Raw genomic sequence first — 26,623 nt, 5'->3', positions numbered from 1 at the left:
TGCCGCATCCGGGTCGGTGAAGGAGCACAAAACTTTGCCATCTTGCGCCGAATCGCCCTGAACTTGCTGAAAAATGAAAAGTCGACCAAGGTCGGCATCGCTACCAAACGCTTAAAAGCTGGCTGGAGTGCCGACTATCTTGCCAAGGTCTTGGGCTTACCGACTTGATGCTTCATGCAATCGCCCTGGAGATGCACCGACAAGAGTTGCCCTACTGCCTTACAATGGTATGCACGAACCGCTCAAGGAGAATCCGCTTGCTTACGCCCCCCTTCATCGCCTCCTCCCGCTTCGACGATCCACGCCTGGCGCTGGAACAGGTGCAAGCCATTTACCGCAGCAGCATCGAACACTTGCGCGACGCGCTGCAGCGCTTTGTCGCCGGCGAAGACATGCACGAAAGAGTGCGCGCCTGCTACCCCTTCGTGCGCATCCAGACCGACACCGTGGCGCGCGCCGACTCGCCGCTGGCCTACGGCTTTGTCGCCGGTCCCGGCGTATTTGAAACCACCCTGACGCGCCCCGATCTGTTTGGCGACTATTACCTCGACCAGTTCACCCTGCTGCTGAAAAACCATAACAGCGGCCAGAAGGTGCAACTGGAAGTGGGCGTGAGCGCCCAGCCGATCCCCGTGCATTTCTCGTTCGCCGAGCATGACCATATCGAAGGCAATATGGATGCGGGCCGCCGCCTGGCCATGCGCGACCTGTTCGACCTGCCCGACCTGTCGGCCATGGACGATGGCATCGCCAACGGCACGCACGAACCGGCGCACGGCGAAGCGCAGCCGCTGGCCCTGTTCACGGGCCCGCGCGTCGATTACTCGTTGCAGCGCCTGCGCCATTACAGCGGCACCTCGCCGCAACACTTCCAGAACTTCGTCCTGTTTACCAACTACCAGTTCTACATCGACGAATTCATCCGCCTGGGCCACGCCATGATGGACCGCGCGCCCGATGCAGCCACGCCCTCGGACGACGATGGCTATGTCGCCTTTGTCGAACCGGGCAATGTGGTCACGCGCCGCGTGGGCCAGACCGTCGAAAGCGAGGATGCGCTGGGCGCCGCGCCGCCGCGCCTGCCGCAGATGCCCGCCTACCACCTGCTGCGCGCCGACGGCAGCGGCATCACCATGGTCAATATCGGCGTCGGTCCCGCCAACGCGAAAACCATTACCGACCATATCGCCGTGCTGCGCCCGCACGCCTGGCTGATGCTCGGTCATTGCGCCGGCTTGCGCACCACGCAAAGCCTGGGCGACTACGTGCTGGCGCATGCGTATGTGCGCGAAGACCATGTGCTCGACGAAGACTTGCCGCTGTGGGTGCCGATCCCACCGCTGGCGGAAATCCAGCAGGCGCTGCAAACGGCGGTGGCGGAAATCACCCAACTGACGGGACATGACCTGAAACACATCATGCGCACGGGGACCGTGGCCAGCACGGACAACCGCAACTGGGAACTGCTGCCGCAGCGCACGCCGGAGCGCCGTTTCAGCCAGAGCCGCGCCATCGCGCTGGACATGGAAAGCGCCACCATCGCCGCCAACGGCTTCCGCTTCCGCGTCCCGTACGGCACCCTGCTGTGCGTGAGCGACAAGCCGCTGCACGGCGAAATCAAGCTGCCCGGCATGGCCAATCACTTCTACCGCGAACGGGTCGACCAGCATCTGCGCATCGGCATCCGCGCCGTGGAACTGCTGCGCCGCCAGGGCGTAGACCGGCTGCATAGCCGCAAATTACGCAGCTTTGCGGAAGTGGCGTTTCAGTAATCATTACCCTGTCCGGCGGACCACCGGGTCCGCCATTCATTTCAAGAACAATACATGAACCTACTCCACAGCATCCCTTTCGCCCTGGCATTGGGCTTGTCGGTACCGGCGCTGGCACAAACCACCGCCACCCCCATCTACATGTTGCTACAGCCGCTAGTAGAAAGTAATGCGCACGGCATTGACATCTGCGGGCTGGATGCCACCATTGCCGTTGTCATCGACAAGAAACTTGAAACATATGCATTCCAGTTCTATGTCTCAGCCTCGACATTTAGCGGTCACATCGATGCAGGGCAACTGAGCGATCCAGGTACGCCAAAACCGGCAGGAAAGCAAAAAGCAATACCCCGTCCTACGGGATTCTGGATCGCTAGGAAGGACAACGGTGTAGCCTTGCATGCGCGGGACATCCAGGCGTCCGGCAAACAGGGGCATATGGCCGGCACGGCCGATCTCATCCCGGCCAGCAAGCAGTTGATGAATCTGATCGAAGGGGAAGAGATGCAGATTTCCATCGAGTACCCGAACCAGCGCAGCCAGACCATCATCCAGTTCTCGCAAAAACTCGCGGATGAAGATCACGATGCCATGCTGTCCTGCGTGAAAGACCAGATGGTCTCCATACGCAGAGAGTATGAGGCAAATAGAAGGAAGTAAAAAAACGGCGCCACATGCGTAGCACCGTTCAGTTAATGTCACGTTTTAAGACACGAACGCTTTAGCGCTGAGGCACGGCTTTGACGGCCCGGTCGAATTCTCGGCCGGGCCGTTCTTCATTCAGGAGGTCGCCTAGCCGCTGACGCAGGCATTCCATCAAGGCAGGCAAATTGCCGTAGAAGCGCACGATGGCTGTCCAGTGCAGCTCATATTGGATGACGTGGAAGGCCGTACAAAGCTGATTTCGGTGAGGTCGAATTTCACTGCCAATGCCCCTTTCACCATTTCCAGCCGGATCAAGCTCTTCATGCGTTTACAACCCTGAAAATAAAAATGCCGTTCAGTCTTAACTGAACGGCAGTACACCGGCGAGTTGCTTTTTTTTCGCCTGAAGCGGTGGCGGTGGGCCGGAGGCAAGCGTCGCACCTGTAGAGTGTATAGTCACAAAAAAACAACATACTCCTAGATCGCCCTCATAGAAAAACAAAACTATCCATGCTTTTTTTGCAAAAATGATAAATTTAATTTATTTAACAATTGGAATTATATAATTTCCTGCCATACGTAAATCACTTTCTTCCAGCGGCATTCTTTGAATAAAGAATCCATACACAAAAAGCGAAGCTTTCTTGACAGCCTAAGGCGAAAAATGGTCTGATGAATTGTAAATATAGGCTACTAGATTTATAAACATGGTAATTTTGAAAATAATTTCAAATAGCTAACTAAAACCCTAAAGAAACTAAAGTTTCCTAGTTGGAGGATAGACAATGATTGAAAAGAAATTAAGCAAATCCTTGCGCATGATGTTTGCCGGCACTTTGGTCATGAGCGCAGGTTTCATGCACCAGGCCGCCCAGGCCCAGGAAGCCAAGGCTGACGAGAAATTGCAGCGCGTGGTTGTCACCGGTTCCGCCATCAAGCGCGTGGATGCGGAAACCGCAGCCCCCGTCGAAATCTACACGAAGAAAGACATTGAACGCACCGGCGCTACCAGCGTTGCTGAGTTGGTCAAAAACCTCGCCTCGATCGACATCAATGACCAAGGTGAACTGAGTGCAAACTCGCCTTCGGGTTCGGGAACGACCAACATCAAGATGCGCGGTTTGAGCGAACGCAACGTGCTGATCCTGCTGAACGGCCGCCGCCTGCCAACCAATGCGCTGGCCGATGGTTCCGGCGCCGGTGCCGCTGTCGACGTCAACGTCATTCCTCTTGGCGCGCTGGAGCGCATTGAAATCCTGAAAGATGGCGGCTCGGCCATCTATGGTGCCGATGCCGTCGCTGGCGTAATGAACTTTATTACCAAGAAAAATTACCAGGGTCTGGAGACGAAAGCGAGCTACGGCCAAAGCTCGCGTTCCGACGCCAAGGAAAAAACAGCAAGCCTGGTCTACGGCTTCGGCGATTACGATGAGCAAGGTTTCAACGTGTTGGCAACGGTTGACGTGCTCAAGCGCGATCCCATCTATCGCAAGGACCGCGACCTGACCAGCTCAGCTGACTTCCGCCGCTTCCCTGGCGGTATCGATGGCCGTAGCGGCTACTCGCCAAACGGCAACATTACTAGCGGTGGCCAACTGGTACCGTGCGCCCCTGCCGATTTGCAGAATGGCAGCTGCCGTTTCGACTTTAACAAAAATATTCTGACCTCCATCAATGGCGCCGACCGCGTCAGCGGCATGTTGATCGGCAGCTTCAAGGTCAACAATGATATTCGCGCTTTTGCCGAATTAACCTATTCGGAAAACAAGGATAATTTTGAAGCCCAGCCGGCCCCGGGCGCGTTCGTCTCTGGCAATAACACGGTATTGGGACGCTTCATGCAGATGGGGCCGCGCACCACGAAACGCAAAGGCACGCTGACCCAGTTTTCGACTGGCCTGGAAGGGACGACCCGCGGCATCGATTGGGATGTGGCCATCGGCAAGGGTATCAGCAAAGCCAGCAATCACGACTCGAACTACGCACAAAGCGTACTGTTCAACAAGGCGATTGAACAAGGCTTGATCAATCCAGCAAGCAACAACAACCCGCAATCGGAAGTGGACAAAATTCGCATCTCGCCATCACGCGAAGGCAAGTCGGAAATGACCTTCTTCAACGCCAAGGCATCCGCCCCTATCATGGACCTGGCAGGCGGTGCGATGGCCTACGCTGTTGGCGTTTCCTACAACAAGGAATCGCTGAGCGATCAGCCCGACCAGAACCAGATCGATGGCTTGGTGTTCGGCAGCATCCAGCAAGCTGCCGTCAAGGCGGATCGCAATACGAAGAGCGTTTTTGGCGAACTGTCGATTCCGTTCATCAAAAATGTCGAAGCCCAGCTCGCGCTGCGTTACGACGACATCTCCAAGGTCGGCAGCAAGACCAGCCCGAAAGTGGCCTTGCGCTACCAACCACTCGATACGCTGATGTTCCGTGCATCGTACGCGGGCAGTTTCCTTGCGCCTTCGCTGAAACAAATGTTCGGCGGCATCGATGCCGGCGCCAATTCGACGGATGATCAGGAAATTTGCGCAGCATTCCCATCCTTGGCAGGTGCTTGCAGCAACTTCCCTTACTACCAGGTCACCGGTTCCAATCCGAACCTGAAACCTGAGACGGGCAAGACCTACAATCTGGGGATGGTATTCTCGCCAGTCAATTCGCTGACCGTCAGCGTGGATTACTTCCGTATCGATAAGAAAAATGAAATCAGCACCTTGACGGAACTCAAGGCGATCAAACTGGGCAACTATGAGATCAAGGATGGCGAAGCGCGCATCTTGCTGAACAACCAGAATCTGGCATCCACCAAGATTCAGGGTGTCGATACGGATATCCGCTACACATCGCCGCAAACGATGTTCGGTAAATTCACGCTGCGCAATGCCGCAACCGTGTACACCAAGCAGGAAACGCAGGATACGACCAGCGATAAGCTGCAAAGCACGCTCAAGACCTACATGAATCCGAAGTACCGCAATACCCTCACGGCCAGCCTGGAAAAGGACAATGTATCGGGTTCCGTAGTCGTGCGCACCACGGGCGACATGATCGACTCGGACCTGCGCCGCGACGAAATCAAACCAGGCACGCGTACGATTCCTTCGCACACCGAAGTGGACTTGACGGGTCAATACGTGGTGATGAAAAACCTGACCTTGTCGGCCGGCGTGAAAAACCTGTTCGACCGCATGCCGCCTTATAGCGTCATGGGTTCGACCAATCAGTACGGCACCCTGGGCTTTGCCCAATTGTACAATGCCCGTGGCCGCTATTTCTACATCGGCGCAGGCTACAAGTTCCTTTGATGAAGTCTTGAGTTGACAGCCTGAAACAGGCTGTCTCTGCCTTTCCCCAAGCCGCATGAAGCAATTCATGCGGCTTTTTTACGCCTTGCAGACGAAAAAAAACCGCTGCAAGCAGCGGTTTTCGAGTAAGCCCGAAACTTACAGGAAGCGGTCGAGTATCTTCCGCGTCGTCTTGTCGATATTGAACATGTCGCGTATCAAAAAATGAATACCGTGGTTATCGGCGATCAGCAGCGACGTGGCGCCGATGCGGCGGATGTCTTCTTCGCCTTTCAGCACGAACTGTGTCTCGCCCCGGTCCGTGTCGACGTGCCAGGTGCACGGCGTGGCAAAGCTGGAAACGCTTTTCACGCGCGCAATCTCGGGCATGAATTCGCGCCCTTCCAGCTCTTCCTGCAGCAGGCTGCGCGCCGGTTCCGGCAAGGCGTAGAGGCATTCGATCCACGCCACTTCCTTGCCATTACCCAGCACCAGCGAAATGCCTTCGTCGGGCGACTGGATGGGAAAGGCGCGCACGGGCGCCACACCTTCAAAGATCTGGCCGTCTTCGGCCGTCATCACCAGCTTGCCAAAGGTGTCGCGGCTTAATGTAAAAGTTGTACTGGCCATGCTTATTCCTTGTCATCCAGGGCGAGTTCGTTGTTGCGCGCCTGTGCTTCGTAGAGGCGGAAATAGGCGCCCTCTTTCGCCATCAATTCATCGTGACTGCCCACTTCGACGATCTGGCCGCGGTCCAGCACCACCAGGCGATCGGCACGGTGCAAGGTCGACAGCCGGTGCGCGATGGCGATCGTCGTGCGGCCCTGCACCAGGTTGTCCAGCGCCTTCTGGATTTCTTTTTCCGTTTCCGAATCGACCGACGATGTCGCTTCATCCATGATCAGGATGCGCGGATCGATCAGCAGGGCGCGGGCAATCGAGATGCGCTGGCGTTCGCCGCCCGACAAGCCCTGGCCACGCTCACCCACCATCGAATCGTAGCCTTGCGGCAGGCGCAGGATGAATTCGTGCGCATGCGCGGCGCGCGCGGCGGCGATGATCTCCTGGCGCGTCGCGTGCGGCTTGCCGTAAGCGATATTTTCCGCGATGGTGCCGAAGAACAGGAACGGTTCTTGCAGCACCAGGCCGATATTGCGGCGGTAGTCGGACACTGCGAACGAGCGGATGTCGACGCCGTCGAGCAAAATCGCGCCTTCGGACACGTCATAGAAACGGCAAATCAGGTTGACCAGGGTGCTCTTGCCCGAACCGCTGTGGCCCACCAGGCCGATCATCTCGCCCGCCTTGATGTTCAGCGTGATGCCGCGGTTGACAGCCCGGTTGCCGTAGCGGAAACCGACTTCGCGCAAATCGATCCTGCCTTCGATCTTCTCCAGTTTCACCGGTTGCGCCGGTTCCGGCACGCTCGACACGTGGTCGAGGATGTCGAAGATGCGCTTGGCGGCGGAAGCCGATTTCTGCGTCACGGAGACGATCCGGCTCATGGAGTCGAGGCGGCCATAGAAGCGCGTGCTGTAGGCGATGAAGGCGGTCAGCACGCCGACGGTGATTTCGCCGCGCGACAGCTGCCAGATCCCGAAGCACCAGATGACCAATAAGCCCATCTCCGTCAGGAAGGACACGGTCGGCGAGAACAGCGACCAGACCTTGTTCAATTTGTCGTTGACGGCCAGGTTGTGCGCGTTGGCGTCGCGGAAACGGGCCGCTTCGCGTTTTTCCTGCGCAAACGCCTTCACCACGCGGATGCCGGGGATAGTATCGGCCAGCACGTTGGTCACTTCGCTCCACACGCGGTCGATCTTTTCAAAGCCCGTGCGCAAACGGTCGCGCACCAGGTGGATCATCCAGGCGATAAAGGGCAGCGGCGCCAGGGTCATGATGGCCAGCCATGGATTCATCGACCACAAAATGACGCCCGTCATGATAATCATCAGCACGTCGGAGGCAAAATCGAGCAGGTGCAGCGAGAGGAAGACGCAGATGCGGTCGCTGCCGCTGCCGATGCGCGCCATCAAGTCGCCCGTGCGCTTGCCGCCAAAGAATTCCAGCGACAGTTTCATCAGGTGTTCATACGTGGCCGAGCGCAGGTCGGCGCCCATGCGTTCGGACACCAGGGCCAGCACATAGGTCTTGCCCCAACCCAGCAGCCAGGCCAGCAAGGCCGAGCCAAGTAAACCACTCATGTAGTACACCACCAGCCACGGGTCGATATGCTTGCCGTTTTGGTACGGGATCAGCACATTATCCATCAGCGGCGCTGTCAGGTAAGGCGGAATCATGTGCGCGGCAGTGCTCAGCAGCATCAGCATGAAGCCCAGGGCCAGCTGGCCACGGTAAGGGTGGGCGAAGCGCCACAGGCGGAACAGGGTCCAGGTCGATGGCGGCGTGTACAGCACCTTGGCGCAGATCGGGCACTCTTCCTGCTCCGGCTCCAGCGGCGCCTTGCAGCTGGGACACACTTCCTGCTCAGCTTCCAGCACGGGCTGGCCCGTCAGGTGGCTGTCGAGGCGTTCGACAAACTGCTCCAGCACGCGGATCGCGTGCAGGTTCTGTCCCAGGGTAAAACGCCACGAGGCCAGGCGGCCATGGTCGTCGAACAATTCCAGGTGGCCGACACCGGCGTGGTCATGGTGCGTCAGGCGCAGCCCGGGGCGGAAAGACCAGCTGTTCCAGGCGGTATCGCCCGGTGAACGGGCCAGCAAACGCTTCTCGGTGACAACAATTATGCCTTTTGTGAAACGTAATCGCGCATCGAGGTCAACCTCAACGCTACTTAAAACGTTCTCCCCTGGAGAAAGATTCTTTTCCACTTCCGCCAGCCAGGCTTCTGCTACAGGCGCCGGCAGTGAGGTGAGGGGAATAGTTGTTGCAGGAACACTCAGTTCAGTTGTCATCGTAAAGCATACTCCGGCTCGTAGCCAAGCCCTTCAGGGGCGGGATTTGGGGGGGATGGGGCAGACGCCCGATCAGTGTTTGTGTGCTGCGCGATGGCGGCTGGCGGATGTACCAGTGGCAATTTCCTGTATTGTATCGAATGGACGCATGCCGGTAAGGAATGGATGGGAAACAATCGGGAAATGCCGGATAGCCGCTGCGCTTTTGCAAGTATACAACAGGAAGCTGTTGCGCAAATGGCCCTACTTTGATACGAGACGGTAACTATCTGACAAGCAAGGCAACATTTAGTAACAATTAGTATGGCAACACCAGCAGAATACGAGAAGCAAACGCGACAAGTGGCCACTAAAAGTGGCACACTGCGCATACCCGGGATAAAGAACCAAGCACGAGCCTGAAAAGACCCTGTAGAGCCAACATAAAGTATCTGGCGCCCAGACGCCTGGCCTGTTATCAAGAAACCACTTACATGATCAAGAAGAAGAACATCGAATTTGTCCGCGTCACCCACTTGCGCGGCCCCAACATCTGGACTTACCGCCCGGTGATTGAAGCCTGGGTCGACATCGGCGAACTGGAAGATTTCCCATCGAATACCCTGCCCGGCTTGTACGAGCGCCTGGTGGCGTGGCTGCCCGGCATGATCGAGCACCGCTGCGGCGTGGGTGAACGGGGCGGCTTTTTCGAGCGCCTGCGCGAAGGCACATGGTCGGCCCACATCCTCGAACACGTGGTGCTGGAATTGCAAAACCTGGCCGGCATGCGCACGGGCTTCGGCCAGACGCGCTCGACCAGCCAGCGCGGCATCTACAAGATGGCCTTCCGCACGCGCGAAGAACACGTGGGCCGTGCCGCCCTGGCTACCGCGCGCGAACTGCTGATGGCCGCCATCAACAATGAAGCCTACGACCTGGAAGCGGCCCTGGCGCCTCTGCGCGAGCTGGTCGACGCGCGCTGCCTGGGCCCGAGCACGGCGAGCATCGTCGATGCGGCGACCGAGCGCCGCATCCCGTCGCTGCGCCTGAATGACGGCAATCTGGTGCAACTGGGCCACGGCGCCGCGCAGCGCCGCATCTGGACGGCCGAAACGGACCGCACCAGCGCGATTGCCGAAGGCATCGCCAGCGACAAGGACTTGACCAAATTCCTGCTCAAATCGTGCGGCGTGCGCGTGCCCGAGGGCAGTCTGGTGCGCAGCGCCGAAGCGGCCTGGGAAGAAGCGCAGGACATCGGCGTGCCCGTCGTGGTGAAACCGTATGACGGCAACCATGGCCGCGGCGTGTCGCTGAACCTGATGACCGAAAGCGACGTCAAGGCGGCCTACGAGCTGGCCGCGCGCAAGGGCGACAGCTCGGCCGTGCTGGTGGAAAGCTTCATCACGGGCGACGAACACCGTCTGCTCGTCGTTGGCAACAAGCTGATCGCGGCCGCCAAGGGCGAATCGCTGTGGGTCGATGGCGACGGCGTCTCCACCGTGCTGGAACTGGTGAACGCGCAAATCAATATCGATCCGCGCCGCGGCGAAGGCGAAGATTTTCCATTGGGTACCGTCAAGCCGCATGAATCGGGCGAAATCGTGCTGGAACTACAGCGCCAGGGCATGACCGCCCTGTCCGTGCCGCAGGCGGGTCAGAAAGTGCTGATCCAGCCGAACGGCAACGTGGCCATCGATGTCACCGACGACGTGCATCCATCCGTCGTGCATGCGGCCTTGCTGGCCGCCCGCGTGGTGGGCCTGGATATCGCCGGCATCGACCTGGTCACCACCGACATCACGCGTCCGCTGGAAGAGCAGCGCGGCGCCATCATCGAAGTCAATGCCAGCCCTGGCTTGCTGGCGCACATCAAGCCGGGCGTGGGCCAGCCGCGCCCCGTCGGCGCGGCCATCGTCGACCATCTGTTCGCCTCCGAGGAAACAGGCCGCATTCCGCTGATCGGCGTGACGGGCACGCGCGGCGCCAGCCTGATCGTGCGCATGCTGTGCAAACTGCTCAACCTGTCGGGCCTACACACGGGCGCCGTTTGCAGCGAAGGCATGTACCTGGACCAGCGCCGTGTCGTCAGCAACGATTGCGTGAACTGGGACGCGGGCCAGCGCCTGCTGCTCAACCGCACCGTGCAGACGGCCCTGTTCGAGAGCAATCCGCGCATGATCCTGGCCGAAGGCCTGGCCTACGACAAGTGCCAGATCGGCATCGTCACCGACATGGGCAGCCTCGATAGCGTCAAGGATTTCGACGTGCTGGATGAAGCGGGCCTGTACAAGGCTGTGCGCAGCCAGGTCGACGTGGTGGTGCCGACGGGCGTGGCCGTGCTGAACGCCGCCAACGCGCACGTGCTGGAACTGGCCGAGCTGTGCGACGGCAGCGTGACCCTGTATGCGCAGGATGGCAGCCTGGCCGCCATCGCGGCGCAGCTGGCTGCCGGCCAGCGCGCCGTGTTCGTGCGCGGCAACCATATCGTGCTGGCCGAAGGCGGCATCGAAACGGTCTTGCTGTGCCTGGACCTGCTGAAACCGGCCACGGCCGGCAATGTCGACAGCGTGCTGGCCGTCGCGGCGGCCGCCTGGGCCATGAACCTGCCCGTCGACCTGATTTGCGCCGGCCTGCGCACCTTCGACGCGGCCCCTGGCTGCATCGGCAACTAATCGGCAACCAAGGTACAGGCATAGCAGCACTCAAGCCCGGCCAGCATGGCCGGGCCCACAAGAACACAACAGGATTACGGTTTAATTATGGAAGTATCTCGCGTACGGGCCTTGCGGGGCCCTAACCTCTGGAGCCACGACACCGCCGTGGAAGCCATTGTTTCCTGCACCACGCAGGAACTCGACATTGCCCAGTTGCCCGGCTTCGAAGCCCGCCTGCGCGCGCGCTTTCCGCAACTGAGCCCGTTGCAGCCGCTGGGCAACTACAACGCCGCGCCGATGGCGCAGGTGCTGGAACTGGCGGCGCTGGGCCTGCAGGCGCAAGCCGGTTGCCCCGTCACTTTCAGCCGCACCACGCCGACCCTGGAAACGGGCATCTTCCAGGTCGTCGTCGAATACTCGGAAGAAGCCGTCGGCCGCCTGGCCCTGGAACTGGCGCAGCAGCTGTGCCGCGCAGCGCTGGACGATGCGCCGTTCGACCTGACCGGTGCCCTGCACCAGTTGCAGGAACTCGATGAAGACGTGCGCCTGGGGCCTTCGACGGGTGCCATCGTCAACGCCGCCGTGGCGCGCAACATCCCGTTCCGCCGCCTGACCGAAGGCAGCCTGGTGACGTTCGGCTGGGGCAGCAAGCAGCGCAAGATCCAGGCCGCCGAAATGGATGGCACCAGCGCGATTGCCGAAGCCATCGCGCAAGACAAGGAACTGACGAAAAAACTGCTCGATTCTGCCGGCGTGCCCGTGCCGCAAGGCCGTGTCGCCATCGACGTGGACGACGCCTGGGCCGCCGCCTGCGAGATCGGCCTGCCGGTCGTCGTTAAACCCAAAGATGGCAACCAGGGCAAGGGCGTGACCGTCAATGTCACCACGCGCGAACAGCTGACGGCCGGCTTCATCGCGGCGCAGGAATTCCGCGACGATATCCTCGTCGAGCGCTATCTGCCAGGCCACGATTTCCGTTTGCTCGTCATCGGCAACAAGATGGTGGCAGCGGCCCGCCGCGACCCGCCGCAAGTGGTGGGCGACGGCCAGCACACGGTGCGCGAACTGGTCGATCAGGTCAACCTGGACCCGCGCCGCGGCAGCGGCCACGCCACCTCGCTGACGAAAATCCGCTTTGACGACATCGCCCTGGCCAGCCTGGCCAAGCAGGGCTACGTGGCCGAATCGGTGCCGCCCGTGGGCCAGCGCGTGATTTTGCGCAATAACGCCAACCTGTCGACGGGCGGCTCGGCCACCGACGTCACCGTCGACGTGCACCCGGAAGTGGCGGCGCGCGCCGTCGCGGCCGCGCATATGGTGGGCCTGGACATCTGCGGCGTGGACGTGGTCTCCGAGAGCATTCTCAAACCGCTGGAAGAACAAAACGCCGGCATCGTCGAAGTGAACGCCGCACCGGGCTTGCGCATGCACCTGGCGCCGTCGTTCGGCAAGCCGCGCCCCGTTGGCGAAGCCATCATCGCCGCCATGTTCGCCGAGGGCGACGATGGCCGCATCCCCGTCGTTGCCGTTACGGGCACCAACGGCAAAACCACCACCGTGCGCCTGATCGCCCACCTGCTCACCACCTCCGGCCTGCGCACGGGCATGACCAACACGGATGGCGTGTACATCGAAGGGCGCCAGATCGACAGCGGCGACTGCAGCGGTCCGCGCAGCGCGCGCAACGTGCTGCTGCACCCTGACGTGGACGCGGCCGTGTTCGAGACGGCGCGCGGCGGCATGCTGCGCGAAGGCCTGGCCTTCGACCGCTGCCAGGTCGCCGTGGTGACGAATATCGGCGCCGGCGACCACCTGGGCCTGAACTACATCACCACCGTGGAAGACCTGGCGGTGCTGAAACGCGTGATCGTGCAGAACGTGGCCGACAGCGGCGTGGCCGTCCTGAACGCCACCGACCCCGCCGTCGCGCGCATGGCCAAGAATTGCAGCGGTACGGTGACCTTCTTCGCCGCCGACAAGACGCATCCCGTGATGGCCACCCACCGCGCACAGGGCAACCGCGTGGTGTACGTGGAAGACGGCAAGCTGGTCGCGGCACAGGGCAAGGAGCGTCACGAAATCGCCCTGTCGCAAGTGCCGATCACGCGCAATGGCGCCATCGGCTTCCAAGTCGACAACGTCATGGCCTCGCTGGCCGCCGCCTGGGCCGTGGGCCTGGACTGGAAAACCATCGCGCTGGGCTTGAAAACCTTTGCCAATGAAGCCGACAATGCGCCCGGCCGCTTCAACGTCTTCGATTACAAGGGCGCCACCCTGATCGCCGATTACGGCCACAATCCGGACGCCATCCTGGCGCTGGTGCAGGCCGTGGAAAGCATGCCGGCGAAGCGCCGTTCGGTGGTCATCAGCGGCGCCGGCGACCGCCGCGACGAAGATATTCGCCAGCAGACGGAAATCCTCGGCGCCGCCTTCGACGACGTGCTGCTGTACCAAGACCAGTGCCAGCGCGGCCGCGCCGACGGCGAAGTCGTGGCCTTGCTGCGCCAGGGATTGAACGGCGCCAAGCGCACCAGCCATATCGATGAAATCAACGGCGAATTCGTCGCCATCGACAAGGCCCTGGCGCGTTTGAATGAAGGCGATCTGTGCCTGATCCTGATCGACCAGGTGGAAGAAGCGCTGGCGCACATCGCCAAGCGCGTCGCCGAAGCCTGATCGCGGCGTCTCTGCGCACGAGGGCGGCCTGCGGGCCGCCCTTTTTATTGGCGCTCGCTGTGTCCAGCCACGCACCGGCATGGTGCAAAAACACCTTGTATCGACCTGGCAAGCTTGTAAATTCGGGCATGGAAATTGCTCATAAGAAAACACAAACTTGGCTGACGAGAAGGTGGTGCACGCATGGTGGGCAGAATCTCGCGCATGATCGGGAAATTGACGGTAGGGCGTAAACTGGCGCTGATCTACTTGCTCGATCTGTCTGCCGTCATCTTCATTTCCGGTATCCTCATCAACGAAAAATACATCGCCATCGACTTTTTCCGCAAGGAGATGGCGGACAATGCCTACATCGCCGCCATCCGCGATACGCTGCTGCCCCTGACGCGCAGCGCGGCGCAACTGGGCGCGCGAGCCGCGGCCGCGGAGCAGGCCAAACGCAGCTCGGCGCGGACATGCGCAGCGCCGAACTGAATGCGCAATTTGCCGCCCTGCTGCGCCAGGCCGGTGGTGCTCCCGCTGCGCCGGACGACAGCATCGCGCCCTCGCCCGCCTTCGTCGCCGGACGCGCACTGCTCACGCGCGTGGGCAACCAGTCGAATCTGATCCTCGACCCGGACCTGGACAGCTATTACACGATGTCGCTGGTGATCCTGCGCTTTCCCGAGCTGCTGGAAGTGATCAACAGCATGCGCGCCCTGGCCCTGCAACTGGCCACGGCCGAAGGCGCGCAGCGCCAACGCCTGCAGACCCAGTTCCTGATCCTGGAAGGGCACATGGATGCCACCATGGGCGGTATCGGCAGCGACTATGCGGAGGCGTTCGCGGCCAGCACGCCGCTGCTGCGCAAACACCTTGACGGCTCGCGCGCGACCCTGCAGCAAGCCGTGGCGCAGTTACGCGCCAGTACCCTGGCGCTGGCCGGCGCACCTGCCCATGCGGCCGGCTGCACGGCGCTGGCAAGGCACGATGCGGCCGCCGTCGCGGCCCTGCAGCGTGCCTGGCGCGCGTGGCGCAGGAGGTGCGCGAAACGGGCGACCATAGCCTGCGCGCCATCTGGGACAGCGAGGACGAAACGGGGCGCCTGGTCAGCGCCTTCAATACCATGCTGCAGCAGCTCGACTTCCAGCGCATGGCGCAGCAGGAACTGGTGGCGCGCGCCAGTGCGGCCGATGCGCAGCGCCAGCTGGTCGACGCCATTCCCATCCCGTGGATGGTCACCTCGATCCCGCATCACCAGGTGCTGCACGCGAACCAGGCCGCGCACGCGTGGCAGGGCGGCCTGGAACTGGACCCGTGGGTGAGCGGCATGCGTCCGCAAGCCCGTTCGCGCTTCTTCCAGCGCTTGAGCGACCTGGGCGCCGTCGATGAATTCGAGGTGTGCTGGAGCGGCGGCGGCACGCCCACCTGGGCACTGATTTCCGCGCGCCTGATCGATTACCAGGGCCAGCGCGCCGTGCTGTCGACCTTCACGCCGATCAACAAGATGAAGCTGATGGAGTCACGCCTGGAACTGTGGGCCAAGGTGTTCGAGGCATCGGCCGAAAGCCTGATCGTGATGGATGCCGACATGCGCATCATCACCGTCAACCAGGCCTTCCGCCGCCACGCGCTGTACGACATGGTGGAGCTGATCGGCAAGCGCCCGGCCTTCCTGCTATCGCAGCAAAACAGCCATGAGCAGCTCGACAGCCTGCGTCAGACCCTGGCGCGGCGCGGCTACTGGCAGGGCGAGATCCGGGTTCAGCGCAAGTCGATGGAAAGCTATCCGGCCTGGCTGGTAATGAACGCCGTGCGCGACCTCGATGGCGTCACCACGCATTTCATCGCCAGCTCGCTCGATATCAGCGAACGCAAGGCCAGCGAGCGGCAGATCGAGCACCTGGCCCACCACGACGCGCTGACGGGCCTGGCGAACCGCCACGTGTCGAAACTGCGCCTGGCGGCCGCCATCGCGCAGGCGCGCCGCAGCGGCGAAAAGGTGGGCGTGCTGTTCGTCGACCTGGACCGCTTCAAGCACGTCAACGATGCGCTGGGCCACCACGTGGGCGACGCGCTGCTGCAATCGGTGCGGCGCGCTTGCTGCAGCTGGTGCGCGAAGGCGATACCGTCAGCCGCCTGGGCGGCGATGAATTCGTCGTCATCCTCAACGGCATCGGCGATGCCGCAGCCATCGTCGCCCTGCTCGACACCCGGTTGATACCGGCCATGCGCCAGCCGCACCAGGTCGAAGGCAGCGAGCTGTATGTCTCGTGCAGTGTGGGCGTGGCCATTTACCCGGATCACGGCGACGACATGGATCCCCTGATGCGCCACGCCGATGCGGCCATGTACCAGGCCAAGAGCGGCGGGCGCGACCGTGCGCGCATGTTCACGCCGCAGATGCAGGAGCAGCAATTGCAGCAGCTGCACCTGGAAAGCGATCTGCGCCACGCCATCGAGCGGCAGGAACTGGTGCTGTCGCCAACAGCTGGCCTGGCGCGAGGCCGGCAAAGGCGACATCGCCGTGTCGATCAACCTGTCGGCCATCCAGCTGAAAAGCGGCGGCCTGGTGGCCACCTTGCGCGAAGTGCTGCGCGAGTTTCCCGTCACGCCAGGACAGATCGCATTCGAACTGACCGAATCGATCCTGATGGACAATGTGGACGACACCATCGCCACCCTGCGTGCCATCAAGGCACTGGGTTTTGCCCTGTCGATCGACGATTTCGGCACCGGCTATTCGAGCCTGAACTACCTGTGCCGCTTCCCGCTCGACAAGCTGAAAATCGACATGAGCTTCGTGCAGGATATCCACGGTTCGCCGCAAAACCTGGCGGTGACGAAAACCATCATCGGCCTTGGCCATACCCTCGGCTTGACGGTCACCGCCGAGGGCGTGGAAAGCGCGGCCGATGCCGACGTGCTGCGCCATGCCGGCTGCGATGAATTGCAAGGCTACTATTTTGCCCGGCCCATGCCGCAGGCGCACTTCATGGCCTGGCTGGCGCAAAGCGCCGCGCCTTACGCCGCCTGACACCTCCTGTGGAGCGCCCGCAACGCGGGCACCGGATTCGACAACGCGTGGTGCGCCGCCAAGGCGCATGAATGCTGCAGGGATACCGGAATTGGTATTGACATCGCAAAAGAAGTCATTTGTGGGGCAAAGTCATTCCCTCTACCATGTTTCTTGAGCAAGTTTCAGCTCTGGCGGCGACTGCCGCAGCGTTCTCAACATAACTAAAATACAGGTGGAGACAAGATGAACCAATGGATGGCAACAGGCACCCGCACGCCCAAGCAAAACACACGACTGACCTTGAAGGCCACGGTGGCCGCGCTGGCCGGCGCGGGCTTGCTGAGCAGCGCTTCCGTCTGGGCGCAACAAGCGCCCGCCGTGGAGACACCGGTGGCAGAAACTGCACCGGCAGCACCCGCGCATGCCGCAACGCCAGCCGACAATGCCGGCATCGCCGTCGTCGCCGTCACCGGCGTGCGCAGGGCAGCGCAAAGCGCACAGACGATCAAGAAAAACAACGATCAGGTGGTCGACTCCATCGTCGCCGATGAAATCGGCAAATTCCCCGACAAGAACGTGGCCGAAATCCTCGGCCGCGTGACGGGCGTGCAGATCCGCCGCGAGAGCGGCGAAGCGGGCACCGTCATCATCCGCGGCTTGCCCGGCGTGGTGACCTTGCTCAACGGCCGCGAAATGTTTACCTCAGTGGGCCGCAGCCTGTACCTGGCCGACATTCCGACGGCCATGCTGCAGCGCGTGGACGTGTACAAATCGCAGGGAGCCGACATGGTCGAAGGCGGCACGGCCGGCGTGATCGACGTGCGCACCAACCGCCCGTTCGACTTCAAGGGCTACACGGCATCGGGCAACGTGCGCGCCGAGTACCGCGACAAATCCGGCTCGACGGACCCGAACGTCAGCGGCATGCTCTCGAACCGCTGGAAAACCCCGTACGGCGAATTCGGCGCCCTGCTCGGCCTGTCCTACCAGCGCGGCAGATACTATGACGAGACGATCTGGAACGCCGAACCCGTCAAGCGCCCGGAGGCGGGCAACATCACGGGTCCCGATTCCGTCGGCATGATCCCGACCGTGGGCGACCGCAAGCGCTACGCGGCAAATGCCGCCTTCCAGTGGCGCCCGAACTCGCAGGTGGAAGTGTATGCGGAAGGCATGTCGACCCTGATCAAGCATGCGTTCGACAGCCAGTTCTTCGTCGGTTCGCTGCCCTGGGGCCAGAACCCGGACATCACCCTGATCCCCGGCACCAGTCAGGCAGCGACGGTGGGCAAGATCAATGGTCAGCAGTCGCCATTCACGCTTGGCTCGACCCAGGCGCGGCGCGACCGCTCGATCGGCTCGCAAGGCGCCATCGGCGCGCGCTGGGATATCACGCCGCAGTTGCGCGCCACCACCGAACTGGCGCGCACGGTCAGCAACTTCGAGCGCGAATTCCCCATCCTCGACTTCCTCGCCCATCCGACCAGCATCATCGGCAGCACGAACGTCAACGGCGGCGCGCAAATCAGCTACCCCGGTTACAACATGACCGATCCGAAGAACTACACCCTGCTCGGCTTCTACGATAACCACAGCCACGACGAAGGCAGCTCGACCGACTGGCGCGCCGATGCCACGTACGACATGAACAGCACGGGCTTCTTCCGCGAATTTTCGGGCGGCGTGCGCATGGCCAAGCGCAAGGCCGAATCGATCCGCGAAAAGAATGGCCAGGGCGGCCTGACGTCGACCATGTACGCCGATGCCCTGCCCGGCCTGGCCTGCACTTCGCACCAGAACACAGGCAACTTCGGCCTGCAAAGCTGGCTCACGCCATGCCGCGACTTCATGCTCAATAACACGGGCGTGCTGCGCCAGCTGTATACGGGCAGCAGCGAACGCAGCCCGGACGATCCGATGAGCCATTACAAGGATGTGGAAAAAACCAATGCCGTCTACGGCAAGACGCGCATCGGCTTTGAACTGGCGCAAGTACCAATCGACGGCACCTTGGGCGTGCGCGTGGTACAGACCAAGCAGGACTTGCAAGGCAACTCTTCGCAAAACGGCATCGTCACACCGGTGCGCGTGAAGACTTCAGATACGGACGTGCTGCCCAGCATGACCTTGAAAGCCATGCTGCGCCAGGACCTGATCGCCCGCATGACCGCCGGCAAGGCCGTGCAGCGCCCCAACTTCGCCGACTTCAACCCGGGCGTGAGCCTGGGCCAGAGCCTGGAGATGGTGCGCCCGACGGGAAACGGCGGCAATCCAGACCTCAAACCCGTGGAAGGCAAGAACCTCGATGTGGCGCTGGAATGGTATTTCGCGCAAACGGGCTCCGTCACGGCCACCGTGTTCCGCCACAACTTCAAGAATTACATTTTGTCCGGTTCGGCCAAGGAAACCTATGGCGGCATCGTGTATGACATCACGCGTCCGCGCAACACCTCGAAGGGCCACCTGCAAGGCCTGGAAATGGCTTACCAGCAGTTCTACGACAAGCTGCCGGGCTGGATGAGCGGCCTGGGCTTGCAAGCCAACGCCACCTACATGACGGGCGAGCTGGAAGAATTGAATGGCAGCGTGCATCCGTTCACGGGCATGTCGAAGTGGTCGGCCAATATCGTCGGCCTGTACGAGCAGGGAGCGTGGTCGGCGCGCCTGGCCTACAGCTGGCGCGACAAATATGTCGATGACTACAACTACCGCGGCAAAGGCATGCACCTGACCGTGGCACCCACCAAGACCCTGGACGCGTCGGTATCGTACAAGCTCACCCCGCACACCACGGTGACCCTGGACGCCAACAACCTGCTCGATTCGACCTACCGCGACTACCACGACACGCCGGATTATGTGCGTGATGTGCGGCGCTATGACAAGGTTGTAGGTATCTCAGTCCGCTGGAGCTACTAGCCAGTCCCCACCCTTTCTTCCTTGCGAGGGTTTTTAGCGCCAGCCGGTAACGGTTGGCGTTGCCTTGTGGCATCTATCCGACATTGGAGTGATCTGACGCAAGGTGGCGCCGCCGGGGCGCTTTTATGCTGGCAGCTTGACTAGCGAACCCGGCGGGGACAGCATGCGCGATGCACGACACGTCGATGCACAGTTATTTCAACCCGACATCCCGGTGCGGCTCGACATGCGCACGGCGGCGCTGGTCGAGCATGCGCTGGCCCTGCAGGAAATGGCCGGCACGGGCGCCGCCGCGCTGTTCCTGCATTGCCACGACGTGCCGCTGCCCACCGCCTTGCGCGTGCTGACGACGGGACCACGCCGCACACCGGCCGGGCCGCACCTGTTTGCCCGCCTGCGTCCGCGCACGGCTGCGCTGGCGTCAGGCTTGCCGCTACCGGCACGCTGACGAATCCTGTACCATCGCCGCAACCTATTCATTTGAGGCACGGCGATGCAGGCAGCGACACCCCACGACCCCTATGCGGCACTGATGGCCCTGATCAAGGCGCGTCATGCGGAACTGAGTCCGCAATTCCAGGCCGGCGCCCGCTACCTGGCCGATCATCCGGACGAGGTGGCCGTGTCATCCATGCGCAGCATCGCCGCGCGCGCGCAGGTGCAGTCGGCCGCCCTGGTGCGCCTGGCGCAGCAACTGGGCTTTGCCGGCTGGCCGGAACTCAAAGCCATCTTCGTCGAACGCCTGCGCGCGGGACCGGCCGGCTATGCGGCAAAGGCCGGTGCGCTGGCCGGCAAAGAGGGCAAAGAGCGCGACCTGGTCAGCGAAGTATTCGCGCAGCAGCAGCACAACCTTGCCGCCACGGAAAGCGCCAACCATGCCGCCCTGGATGCGGCCGCCAGCCTGCTACAGGCGGCGCCCCGCGTGCACGTGGCCGGCTTTCGCGCCGCCCACCCCATCGCCTACACCTTGCACTACCTGTACCGCCTGCTGCGCCCCAGCGTGCAGCTGCTGAGCGGCCAGGGCGGCACGCTGGAAATGGACTTGCGTGCCCTGCAAGCGGACGAAGCCGTCGTCGTTGTCAGCTTCGCGCCGTATTCCAGCGAAGCGCTGCTGGTGGCGCAGACGGCGCGCCGGGCCGGCTGCAAGGTCGTCACCATCAGCGACAGCGCCATGTCGCCGCTGGCCCTGCAGGCTGACGCCAGCATCGTCATCGCCGTCGACAGCCCCTCGTTCTTCCCTTCCATCGTGGCCGGCGTCGCCGCCGTGGAAAGCCTGGTGGAATTGCTGGTGGCGCGCGCCGGGCCTGATGCTGTACACGCCATCGGCGCGGCGGAAAATCAGTTGCGGGCGCTGGGCGCCTACGCAAAAACATCGAATGATGTAAATTAAAAATAGATACATCACACGTTGTAATACAGTGCACAGCATTCTATAATCGGCCATCCCCATGCCGATAAGAAAGCGATGCCATGAGCCATGTCTTCCACCGCAGCCTGACCGCCAGTTATCCCGTCGCCGCAGGAGGCGATGGCCCTTACCTGATCGATGCCAATGGCAAGCGCTACCTGGATGCCTGCGGCGGCGCGGCAGTCTCGTGCCTCGGCCATGCGGATGCGGCCGTGATCGCCGCAGTGCAGCGGCAAATTGCCACGCTGGCGTACGCGCATAGCTCTTTTTTCACCACCGAACCGATGGAGCAGCTGGCCGATTTCCTCGTCGCCAGGGCACCAAACGGTATCGACAGCGTGTATTTCGTCTCGGGCGGCTCGGAAGCGGTGGAAAGCGCGCTCAAGCTGGCGCGCCAGTATTTCGTCGAACGGGGGCAGCCGCAGCGCCGCCACATCATCGCCCGCCGCCAGAGCTACCACGGCAACACCCTGGGCGCGCTGGCCACGGGCGGCAACGCCTGGCGCCGCCAGCAGTTCGAGCCGCTGCTGATCGGCGTCACCCATGTGTCTCCCTGCTATGCTTACCGCGACCAGCCGGCCTATGAAACGGACGGCGATTACGTGGCGCGCCTGGGCCAGGAACTGGAAGACAATATCGCCGCACTGGGCGCGGACAACGTCATGGCCTTCATCGCTGAACCCGTCGTCGGCGCCACGGCCGGCGCCCTGCCCGCCGTCACCGGCTACTTCCAGCGCATGCGCGACATCTGCCAGCGCCACGGCATCCTCCTGATCCTCGACGAAGTCATGTGCGGCATGGGCCGCACAGGCAGCCTGTTCGCCTGCGAGCAGGAAACCATCACTGCCGACCTGATCTGCATCGCCAAGGGCCTGGGCGCCGGCTACCAGCCCATCGGCGCCGTGATGGTATCCAAAGACATCCGCGACACCCTCCGCGCCGGCACGGGCTTCTTCCAGCACGGCCACACGTACATTGGCCACGCCACCGCCTGCGCCGCAGCCCTGGCCGTGCAACAGCAGATCGAGGAACGCGATTTGCTGGCCAATGTGCGCGCCATGGGTGGCTTGCTGCAAGAGCGGCTGCATGCGCGTTTCGACAGCCATGCGCAGGTGGGCGACATCCGTGGCCGCGGCCTGTTCCTGGGGCTGGAACTGGTGCAGGACCGCGCCAGTAAGCAGCCGTTCGATCCGGCCCGCCGCTTGCACGCGCGCATCAAGGAGCACGCCATGCAAAACGGACTGATGTGCTACCCCATGGGCGGCACCATCGACGGCCTGCACGGCGACCACATCCTGCTGGCGCCGCCCTACATTATCGACGCCAGCCACGTCGATGAAATCGTCGACAAGCTGGGCAGGGCCATCGACGCCAGCGTGCGCTAAGTGCGCCCGCTGTTACCCACGGTGGAGATCAGGCTGGCGCCGCAGCTGGTCTTGTGCCCGTCAAAGGCCACAGGCACGCCATCGATCAGCACCTGCGGATCACCCTCGGCGATCACGCAGCGCACGTGGCCTTTTATCGGGCAAACGCAAGGGTCGCCCTTGCGCGCCACGGCCACGCCCAGCACCGTACTGTTCGGCGCCGCGCCCACCACCTTGCCGCCGTGACTGGTGGGGTCGTTCAAACGGATCACGCCACGCATGCTCTTCTCCCAGAATAAGTACGGCGCTTCATTGCGAAAAACCCTGGTAATACTCGCGCGCATCATGGCGCAAGCCCCACCAGGGCAGATACGCATGGTTGCCGCTGCGCGCGCGGAACCACGGCTTGTCGGGCCGGATCGGTCGCACCACGGCGGGCGGCGCCACCACCAGCGCCACGGGGGCAAGCAGGTCGCTGGTGCCGGCCACCAGCACGGGCTTGCCGACATGGTGCGCGTAAGCGATGCCCAGCGCCACGTTCGTCAGGGCCGTACCCGCGCCCGTCTCGCCCAGCACGGCGGTCAAATTGAAGCTTTGCTTGAGGAAATCGAATTCCGGCAATTGCACGGTGAGCGTCTGCGCCAGCGCACCGAGCCGGGCGGACGAATCCTTATGTGTATTGCCCGCGTCGTGGATGAGATAGCCGATGTCGGTCTCGGTTTGATTTGCCTTGCTTGCAGCCTCCTCGATGGCCGCCGTCCACGCCTGCACCAGGCGCGGCGGCTCGCCCTTTTTGATCTCAAAATCGGCAACCTGTTTGGTACTCGGATAGCCGAGCCACGCCAGCGGCGCGCGCTCCGTCTTGTAATCGGGGCCGGCCAGCACCAGTAGCACCAGGTTCTCGTTGATCTGCCGGTCCTTGGGCCGGCTCGGCGCATCCCAGTTCATGGCCCAGACGGTTTCCTTGGGGTGGCTTTGCAGATAGTCGAGCGCGGCGGAAAGTGAAGTAAAACCGGCGTTGGGGCCGCCCATGGTGATGCGGACGTCGGGTGGGGTGGAGCGGGTCCAGAGAGTAGGAAAGTTTGGGTTGCCGATGGTAAAGATGCGACGAACATAGTTCTGTACGAAGGCGGCAGACTCCACCGGATCAAGCTTATCTTCAGGCAGCGCATATTCGATACGGATACCGGCCAGTTCGCGCCAACGCGACCTATCCTTGGCAGAGTGGACGTTATAGAAGTATTCGGGATCGGAGTAATACACTCCATGAAAACGATCAAACATATCTTCGATATATTTATGGTGGTAGCCGCGGAAGGTTTCAGAGCCATTATTTCCAACCGCAATAGACGCAATGCTTTGCAGTTTGGAATATTTTTCAGGCTTTTCCCTGACCATCTCGTCGCTTGGATTCGGCTGCACCAGCCCCAAGGTCCATAGCAATTGCCATTCAGTGGGGTAGTCCTTGCGTTGTAATGGGTTTAGCCATTGCAGGCCAACAACTTGGGCAACAAACGGTTCTTTTACGATATTGTCTAATTTGCTAAATGAGGTCTTAGATGCAGGAGGTACTGAGCGAAAACGCATGCAGGCAGTCAACACGGATAGTGCAATTAACACAACAACCACATACAAAAATAAAGATTTCGACATGCTGATTCTCCATTTCTTGAAATGTACTTTGAGTCGACATTCAGAACAACATAGATGTGCGCATTCGCTCAATACAGTTTTATCCATGCGCAGTTTCGCCTGAATTAGGCGTCGCGCCCCGTGCTGGATTTTCTCGTGTGTCAATGATCAAGGAATGCAAGCGAGCATCACATGAAGATTTCATTACCCACGCAGATGTTGTCGCCTCCCCCACTGTTGCTGTAGCAAAGTATTCGTGAAACACCTTCGCCGAGTCACCATCGTCCAGCGCCTTTAACAACCGCCAATCCGCGGCCACCCTCAACTTGCGCAGTTGGTGGGGCTTGATGCGGCACACACCCACCGCCACGTCATACGCGAGCGCCCGCTCTGCGTGCATGGGGTTGGTCAGGATGGTGGAATGGTCGGTGGCATAGGCGCCCGCCTGGCTGGACATCATTTCCCCGATCCGCGTGCTGCGCCATGCTTGGTATTCGGCGTCAGGCGTGGCGTTGGGCATTTCCTGCTGGACTTTTTGGCCCGCGGGACTTTTCCCTTCCCGTACGGCTTGCGCGCGTATCACCGCGCGCTGCTCGAATCGCAGGCGCGCCTCGTCATCGGCCGTGCCCTTGGCGATGTCCATGCGTTTGGCTACACTTTTATCCGCCTGCCCCTGCAAGCCACCGGGAGGAATTTCATGATTGGCAAGGTAATCGTCGTCGGCAGCGCGTTGCTTGCCAGCCTGGCGCGATTCGCCAAGCGCATCGTAGCCTTCGTCGAATTCCTCGCTTGTCTGGCCAAAGCGCAAGGACTGCGGCTTGAAGGGCGGCAGCAAGTCGGGCGCGTTCAGTTCGATTTTCCAGTCTTTGTGGGGCGAGGCATTGCAGGGACTGCGGGCCAGGCCAGTGATCACGATGAACAGAGGCGCAAACCCGACCGTCAGGATGGTGGAAAAGCGACTCTCCTCGCTGGCCTCGACGCCCTGTTTGATGGAATACGTCGCATATTTCTGCGCCGGAAACCAGAAATCCTTGCCGCCCGGCGCAGTCTTGCGCCAGTGATCGCTCCAGTAGTGATAGCTGCCCTGCTTGCCCACCTCAAAACCTTGGGCAAACACGCGCTGCACGCACACGCCTGCGGCCTCGGTGGCAGCCAACTCGCCGCCGTCCTTGCTGTCCGTTTGCAACGACCCCGACAGACCGCGCCAGCCGATGCCCTCGATGGCGACGGATGACACCACCACGTCGTGCGGATTGCAATAGATGGTCACCCTGCCATACGATGACTTCTTGCCGCCCCGGGCGGCACCGGCAATCCCGTATTGCTCGCGGTCCGCGGCGGCGGAAAAGCCGTGCTGCGCATTAGCCATCGACCGGTCGATTTCCTCGTCTGTCTGCGCGTCGCCCAGGCTGGCGCGCTGGCCGATGATGGCAAAGAAGTTTTTCAAGGTGGCTATGCGCGCCTGCACCGTCACCCTGCCCGTGCTGCCGTCCGCCGCACGCAGATTGCTGGCCACCCAATTCTCCGAGCCATTGCGTTTCGCCAGGCTGTACGGCGAATTGCAAATGACATAGTTGTCGGCCACGCAGGGAAAGCCGTCCTTCACCTTCGGCAGGCGCGTGCCGAGAAAGGCCGCCGCCATCGCCACCATCGTGCCCTGGCTGTGGCAGACGATGGTGACCGGCACGTCGGCCTGCTGCTGGCGGATGGCTTCAACCAGCCTGGCCAGGCGGTAGGCTGCCAGCACGAAATACGCTCGCGGCGGGCAGCTGAACACTTGCCGTTCCGGGAAGGGATTCATGTGCTGTATCTTGTTCCACAAGAATAAATCCTCGCTCAGCCCTTCCTTCCACAAGTCCGCCAGCGCGCTGCAGCCATTGGCAAACGGGCCGCCGCCCCAATAATCCTCTTCGTTCAGGTAGATACCCTTGCCGTATTTCTGCAGTTCCTCGCCGGAAGCCTTGTAGCCCCAGCGAAAGCGGATCACGGGAGAAAAAGTGCCAGCATCGTGGATCAAGGTGTCGGCCGACATCTCGGGATGGAGAAAGCCTTCGGCCGTGATCTCGGCGCCATAGTTGACCGCTTTCAGTTCGCCGCCTTCCACGGCGTGATGCATGATGTGCTCGCAGTTGCGCTTAAGGCGTTGGTTCAGCCCCTGACACAAACCGTCTTCGGCCGCCGCGTACCACTCGCCATCAGAATTGACGCCGTGCACGAAGATAATGACGCCGGGCAGCGGCAACTGCTGCAGCGTGTCCCAGTCGCTGCTCTGGAAATTGGCGTTGCAGGAGAACTGACCGAGGATATCGATTTCAGGGTCGTCGCACAGCGGTGGATGGGGATCGAACAACATGGTGTGGTCTCCAATATC

Annotated in this window: 17 protein-coding genes and 2 pseudogenes; 14 read left to right on the top strand and 5 right to left on the bottom strand. The window is 61.6% G+C overall.

Annotated elements, in window-relative coordinates; all coding sequences use genetic code 11:
- The 4 genes and pseudogenes from ACP7DE_RS08990 to ACP7DE_RS08975 form a co-directional block, all read left to right on the top strand.
- Positions 1-168 (top strand): annotated as a pseudogene (locus ACP7DE_RS08990) (ISAs1 family transposase); the annotation flags it as partial.
- Positions 169-224: 56 nt separating this feature from the next.
- Positions 225-1,772 (top strand): AMP nucleosidase, encoded by a 1,548-nt coding sequence (locus ACP7DE_RS08985; protein ID WP_426071764.1) that lies wholly within the window; start codon positions 225-227, stop codon positions 1,770-1,772.
- 54 nt (positions 1,773-1,826) lie between these two features.
- Entirely contained in the window at positions 1,827-2,432 is a 606-nt protein-coding gene (locus ACP7DE_RS08980; protein ID WP_426071763.1) for a hypothetical protein, read from the top strand.
- Between the two features lie 770 nt (positions 2,433-3,202).
- Positions 3,203-5,728, top strand: a complete 2,526-nt coding sequence (locus ACP7DE_RS08975; protein WP_426071762.1) for a TonB-dependent receptor — start codon at positions 3,203-3,205, stop codon at positions 5,726-5,728.
- 138 nt (positions 5,729-5,866) lie between these two features.
- Here ACP7DE_RS08975 and ACP7DE_RS08970 read toward each other — a convergent pair whose 3' ends face one another.
- Together ACP7DE_RS08970 and ACP7DE_RS08965 are read right to left on the bottom strand one after the other, a co-directional pair.
- Positions 5,867-6,337 carry a DUF1854 domain-containing protein gene (locus ACP7DE_RS08970; RefSeq protein ID WP_426071761.1) on the bottom strand — a complete coding sequence of 157 codons (471 nt, stop codon included), beginning with the start codon at positions 6,335-6,337 and terminating at the stop codon, positions 5,867-5,869.
- A gap of 2 nt (positions 6,338-6,339) precedes the next feature.
- A complete protein-coding gene (locus tag ACP7DE_RS08965) occupies positions 6,340-8,622 on the bottom strand; it encodes an ABC transporter ATP-binding protein (protein WP_426071760.1) in 2,283 nt (760 codons plus the stop codon).
- A gap of 473 nt (positions 8,623-9,095) precedes the next feature.
- On the opposite strand from ACP7DE_RS08965, the gene cphA (ACP7DE_RS08960) reads away from it, so the two are divergent.
- From cphA (ACP7DE_RS08960) to ACP7DE_RS08915, 10 genes and pseudogenes are all read left to right on the top strand, one after another.
- Positions 9,096-11,273 (top strand): cyanophycin synthetase, encoded by a 2,178-nt coding sequence (gene cphA, locus ACP7DE_RS08960; RefSeq protein ID WP_426071759.1) that lies wholly within the window; start codon positions 9,096-9,098, stop codon positions 11,271-11,273.
- 87 nt (positions 11,274-11,360) lie between these two features.
- On the top strand, positions 11,361-13,931 hold the full coding sequence (gene cphA, locus ACP7DE_RS08955; RefSeq protein ID WP_426071758.1) for a cyanophycin synthetase: 2,571 nt from the start codon (positions 11,361-11,363) through the stop codon (positions 13,929-13,931).
- Between the two features lie 204 nt (positions 13,932-14,135).
- Entirely contained in the window at positions 14,136-14,405 is a 270-nt protein-coding gene (locus tag ACP7DE_RS08950; protein ID WP_426071757.1) for a hypothetical protein, read from the top strand.
- Complete coding sequence (locus ACP7DE_RS08945; RefSeq protein WP_426071756.1) at positions 14,387-15,235, top strand: hypothetical protein; 849 nt, start codon at positions 14,387-14,389, stop codon at positions 15,233-15,235. Before ACP7DE_RS08950 ends, ACP7DE_RS08945 begins: the two co-directional genes overlap by 19 nt.
- Positions 15,145-16,241: pseudogene (locus tag ACP7DE_RS08940) on the top strand (diguanylate cyclase domain-containing protein); the annotation flags it as partial. The gene ACP7DE_RS08945 and the pseudogene ACP7DE_RS08940, both read left to right, overlap by 91 nt.
- Positions 16,242-16,251: 10 nt before the next feature.
- On the top strand, positions 16,252-16,947 hold the full coding sequence (locus ACP7DE_RS08935) for an EAL domain-containing protein (protein ID WP_426071780.1): 696 nt from the start codon (positions 16,252-16,254) through the stop codon (positions 16,945-16,947).
- A 225-nt stretch (positions 16,948-17,172) separates the two neighbouring features.
- Positions 17,173-19,848: a TonB-dependent receptor gene (locus tag ACP7DE_RS08930; protein ID WP_426071755.1), complete on the top strand. Its 2,676-nt coding sequence runs from the start codon at positions 17,173-17,175 to the stop codon at positions 19,846-19,848.
- 163 nt (positions 19,849-20,011) lie between these two features.
- The gene (locus ACP7DE_RS08925) at positions 20,012-20,296 is read left to right on the top strand and encodes a hypothetical protein (protein WP_426071754.1); all 285 of its coding nucleotides are present in this window, start codon (positions 20,012-20,014) and stop codon (positions 20,294-20,296) included.
- Positions 20,297-20,341: 45 nt separating this feature from the next.
- Positions 20,342-21,238: a MurR/RpiR family transcriptional regulator gene (locus tag ACP7DE_RS08920; protein ID WP_426071753.1), complete on the top strand. Its 897-nt coding sequence runs from the start codon at positions 20,342-20,344 to the stop codon at positions 21,236-21,238.
- Between the two features lie 80 nt (positions 21,239-21,318).
- Positions 21,319-22,641 carry an aspartate aminotransferase family protein gene (locus tag ACP7DE_RS08915; RefSeq protein ID WP_426071752.1) on the top strand — a complete coding sequence of 441 codons (1,323 nt, stop codon included), beginning with the start codon at positions 21,319-21,321 and terminating at the stop codon, positions 22,639-22,641.
- On the opposite strand, the gene ACP7DE_RS08910 is transcribed toward ACP7DE_RS08915, so the two are convergent.
- From ACP7DE_RS08910 to ACP7DE_RS08900, 3 genes are all read right to left on the bottom strand, one after another.
- Positions 22,638-22,901, bottom strand: a complete 264-nt coding sequence (locus ACP7DE_RS08910; protein WP_426071751.1) for a PAAR domain-containing protein — start codon at positions 22,899-22,901, stop codon at positions 22,638-22,640. The two genes, ACP7DE_RS08915 and ACP7DE_RS08910, sit on opposite strands and share 4 nt — an antisense overlap.
- A gap of 28 nt (positions 22,902-22,929) precedes the next feature.
- Positions 22,930-24,273, bottom strand: a complete 1,344-nt coding sequence (locus ACP7DE_RS08905; RefSeq protein WP_426071750.1) for a hypothetical protein — start codon at positions 24,271-24,273, stop codon at positions 22,930-22,932.
- A gap of 79 nt (positions 24,274-24,352) precedes the next feature.
- Complete coding sequence (locus tag ACP7DE_RS08900; RefSeq protein ID WP_426071749.1) at positions 24,353-26,605, bottom strand: T6SS effector phospholipase Tle3 domain-containing protein; 2,253 nt, start codon at positions 26,603-26,605, stop codon at positions 24,353-24,355.
- Between the last annotated feature and the right edge of the window lie 18 nt (positions 26,606-26,623).

Origin of the sequence: Janthinobacterium sp. DSP2-3-3, from assembly GCF_049897325.1 — a bacterium.
Taxonomy (GTDB): Bacteria; Pseudomonadota; Gammaproteobacteria; order Burkholderiales; family Burkholderiaceae_D; genus Janthinobacterium.
The sequence above is the reverse complement of the archived record's forward strand: the minus strand, read 5'-3'. Positions and strand labels throughout refer to the sequence as shown.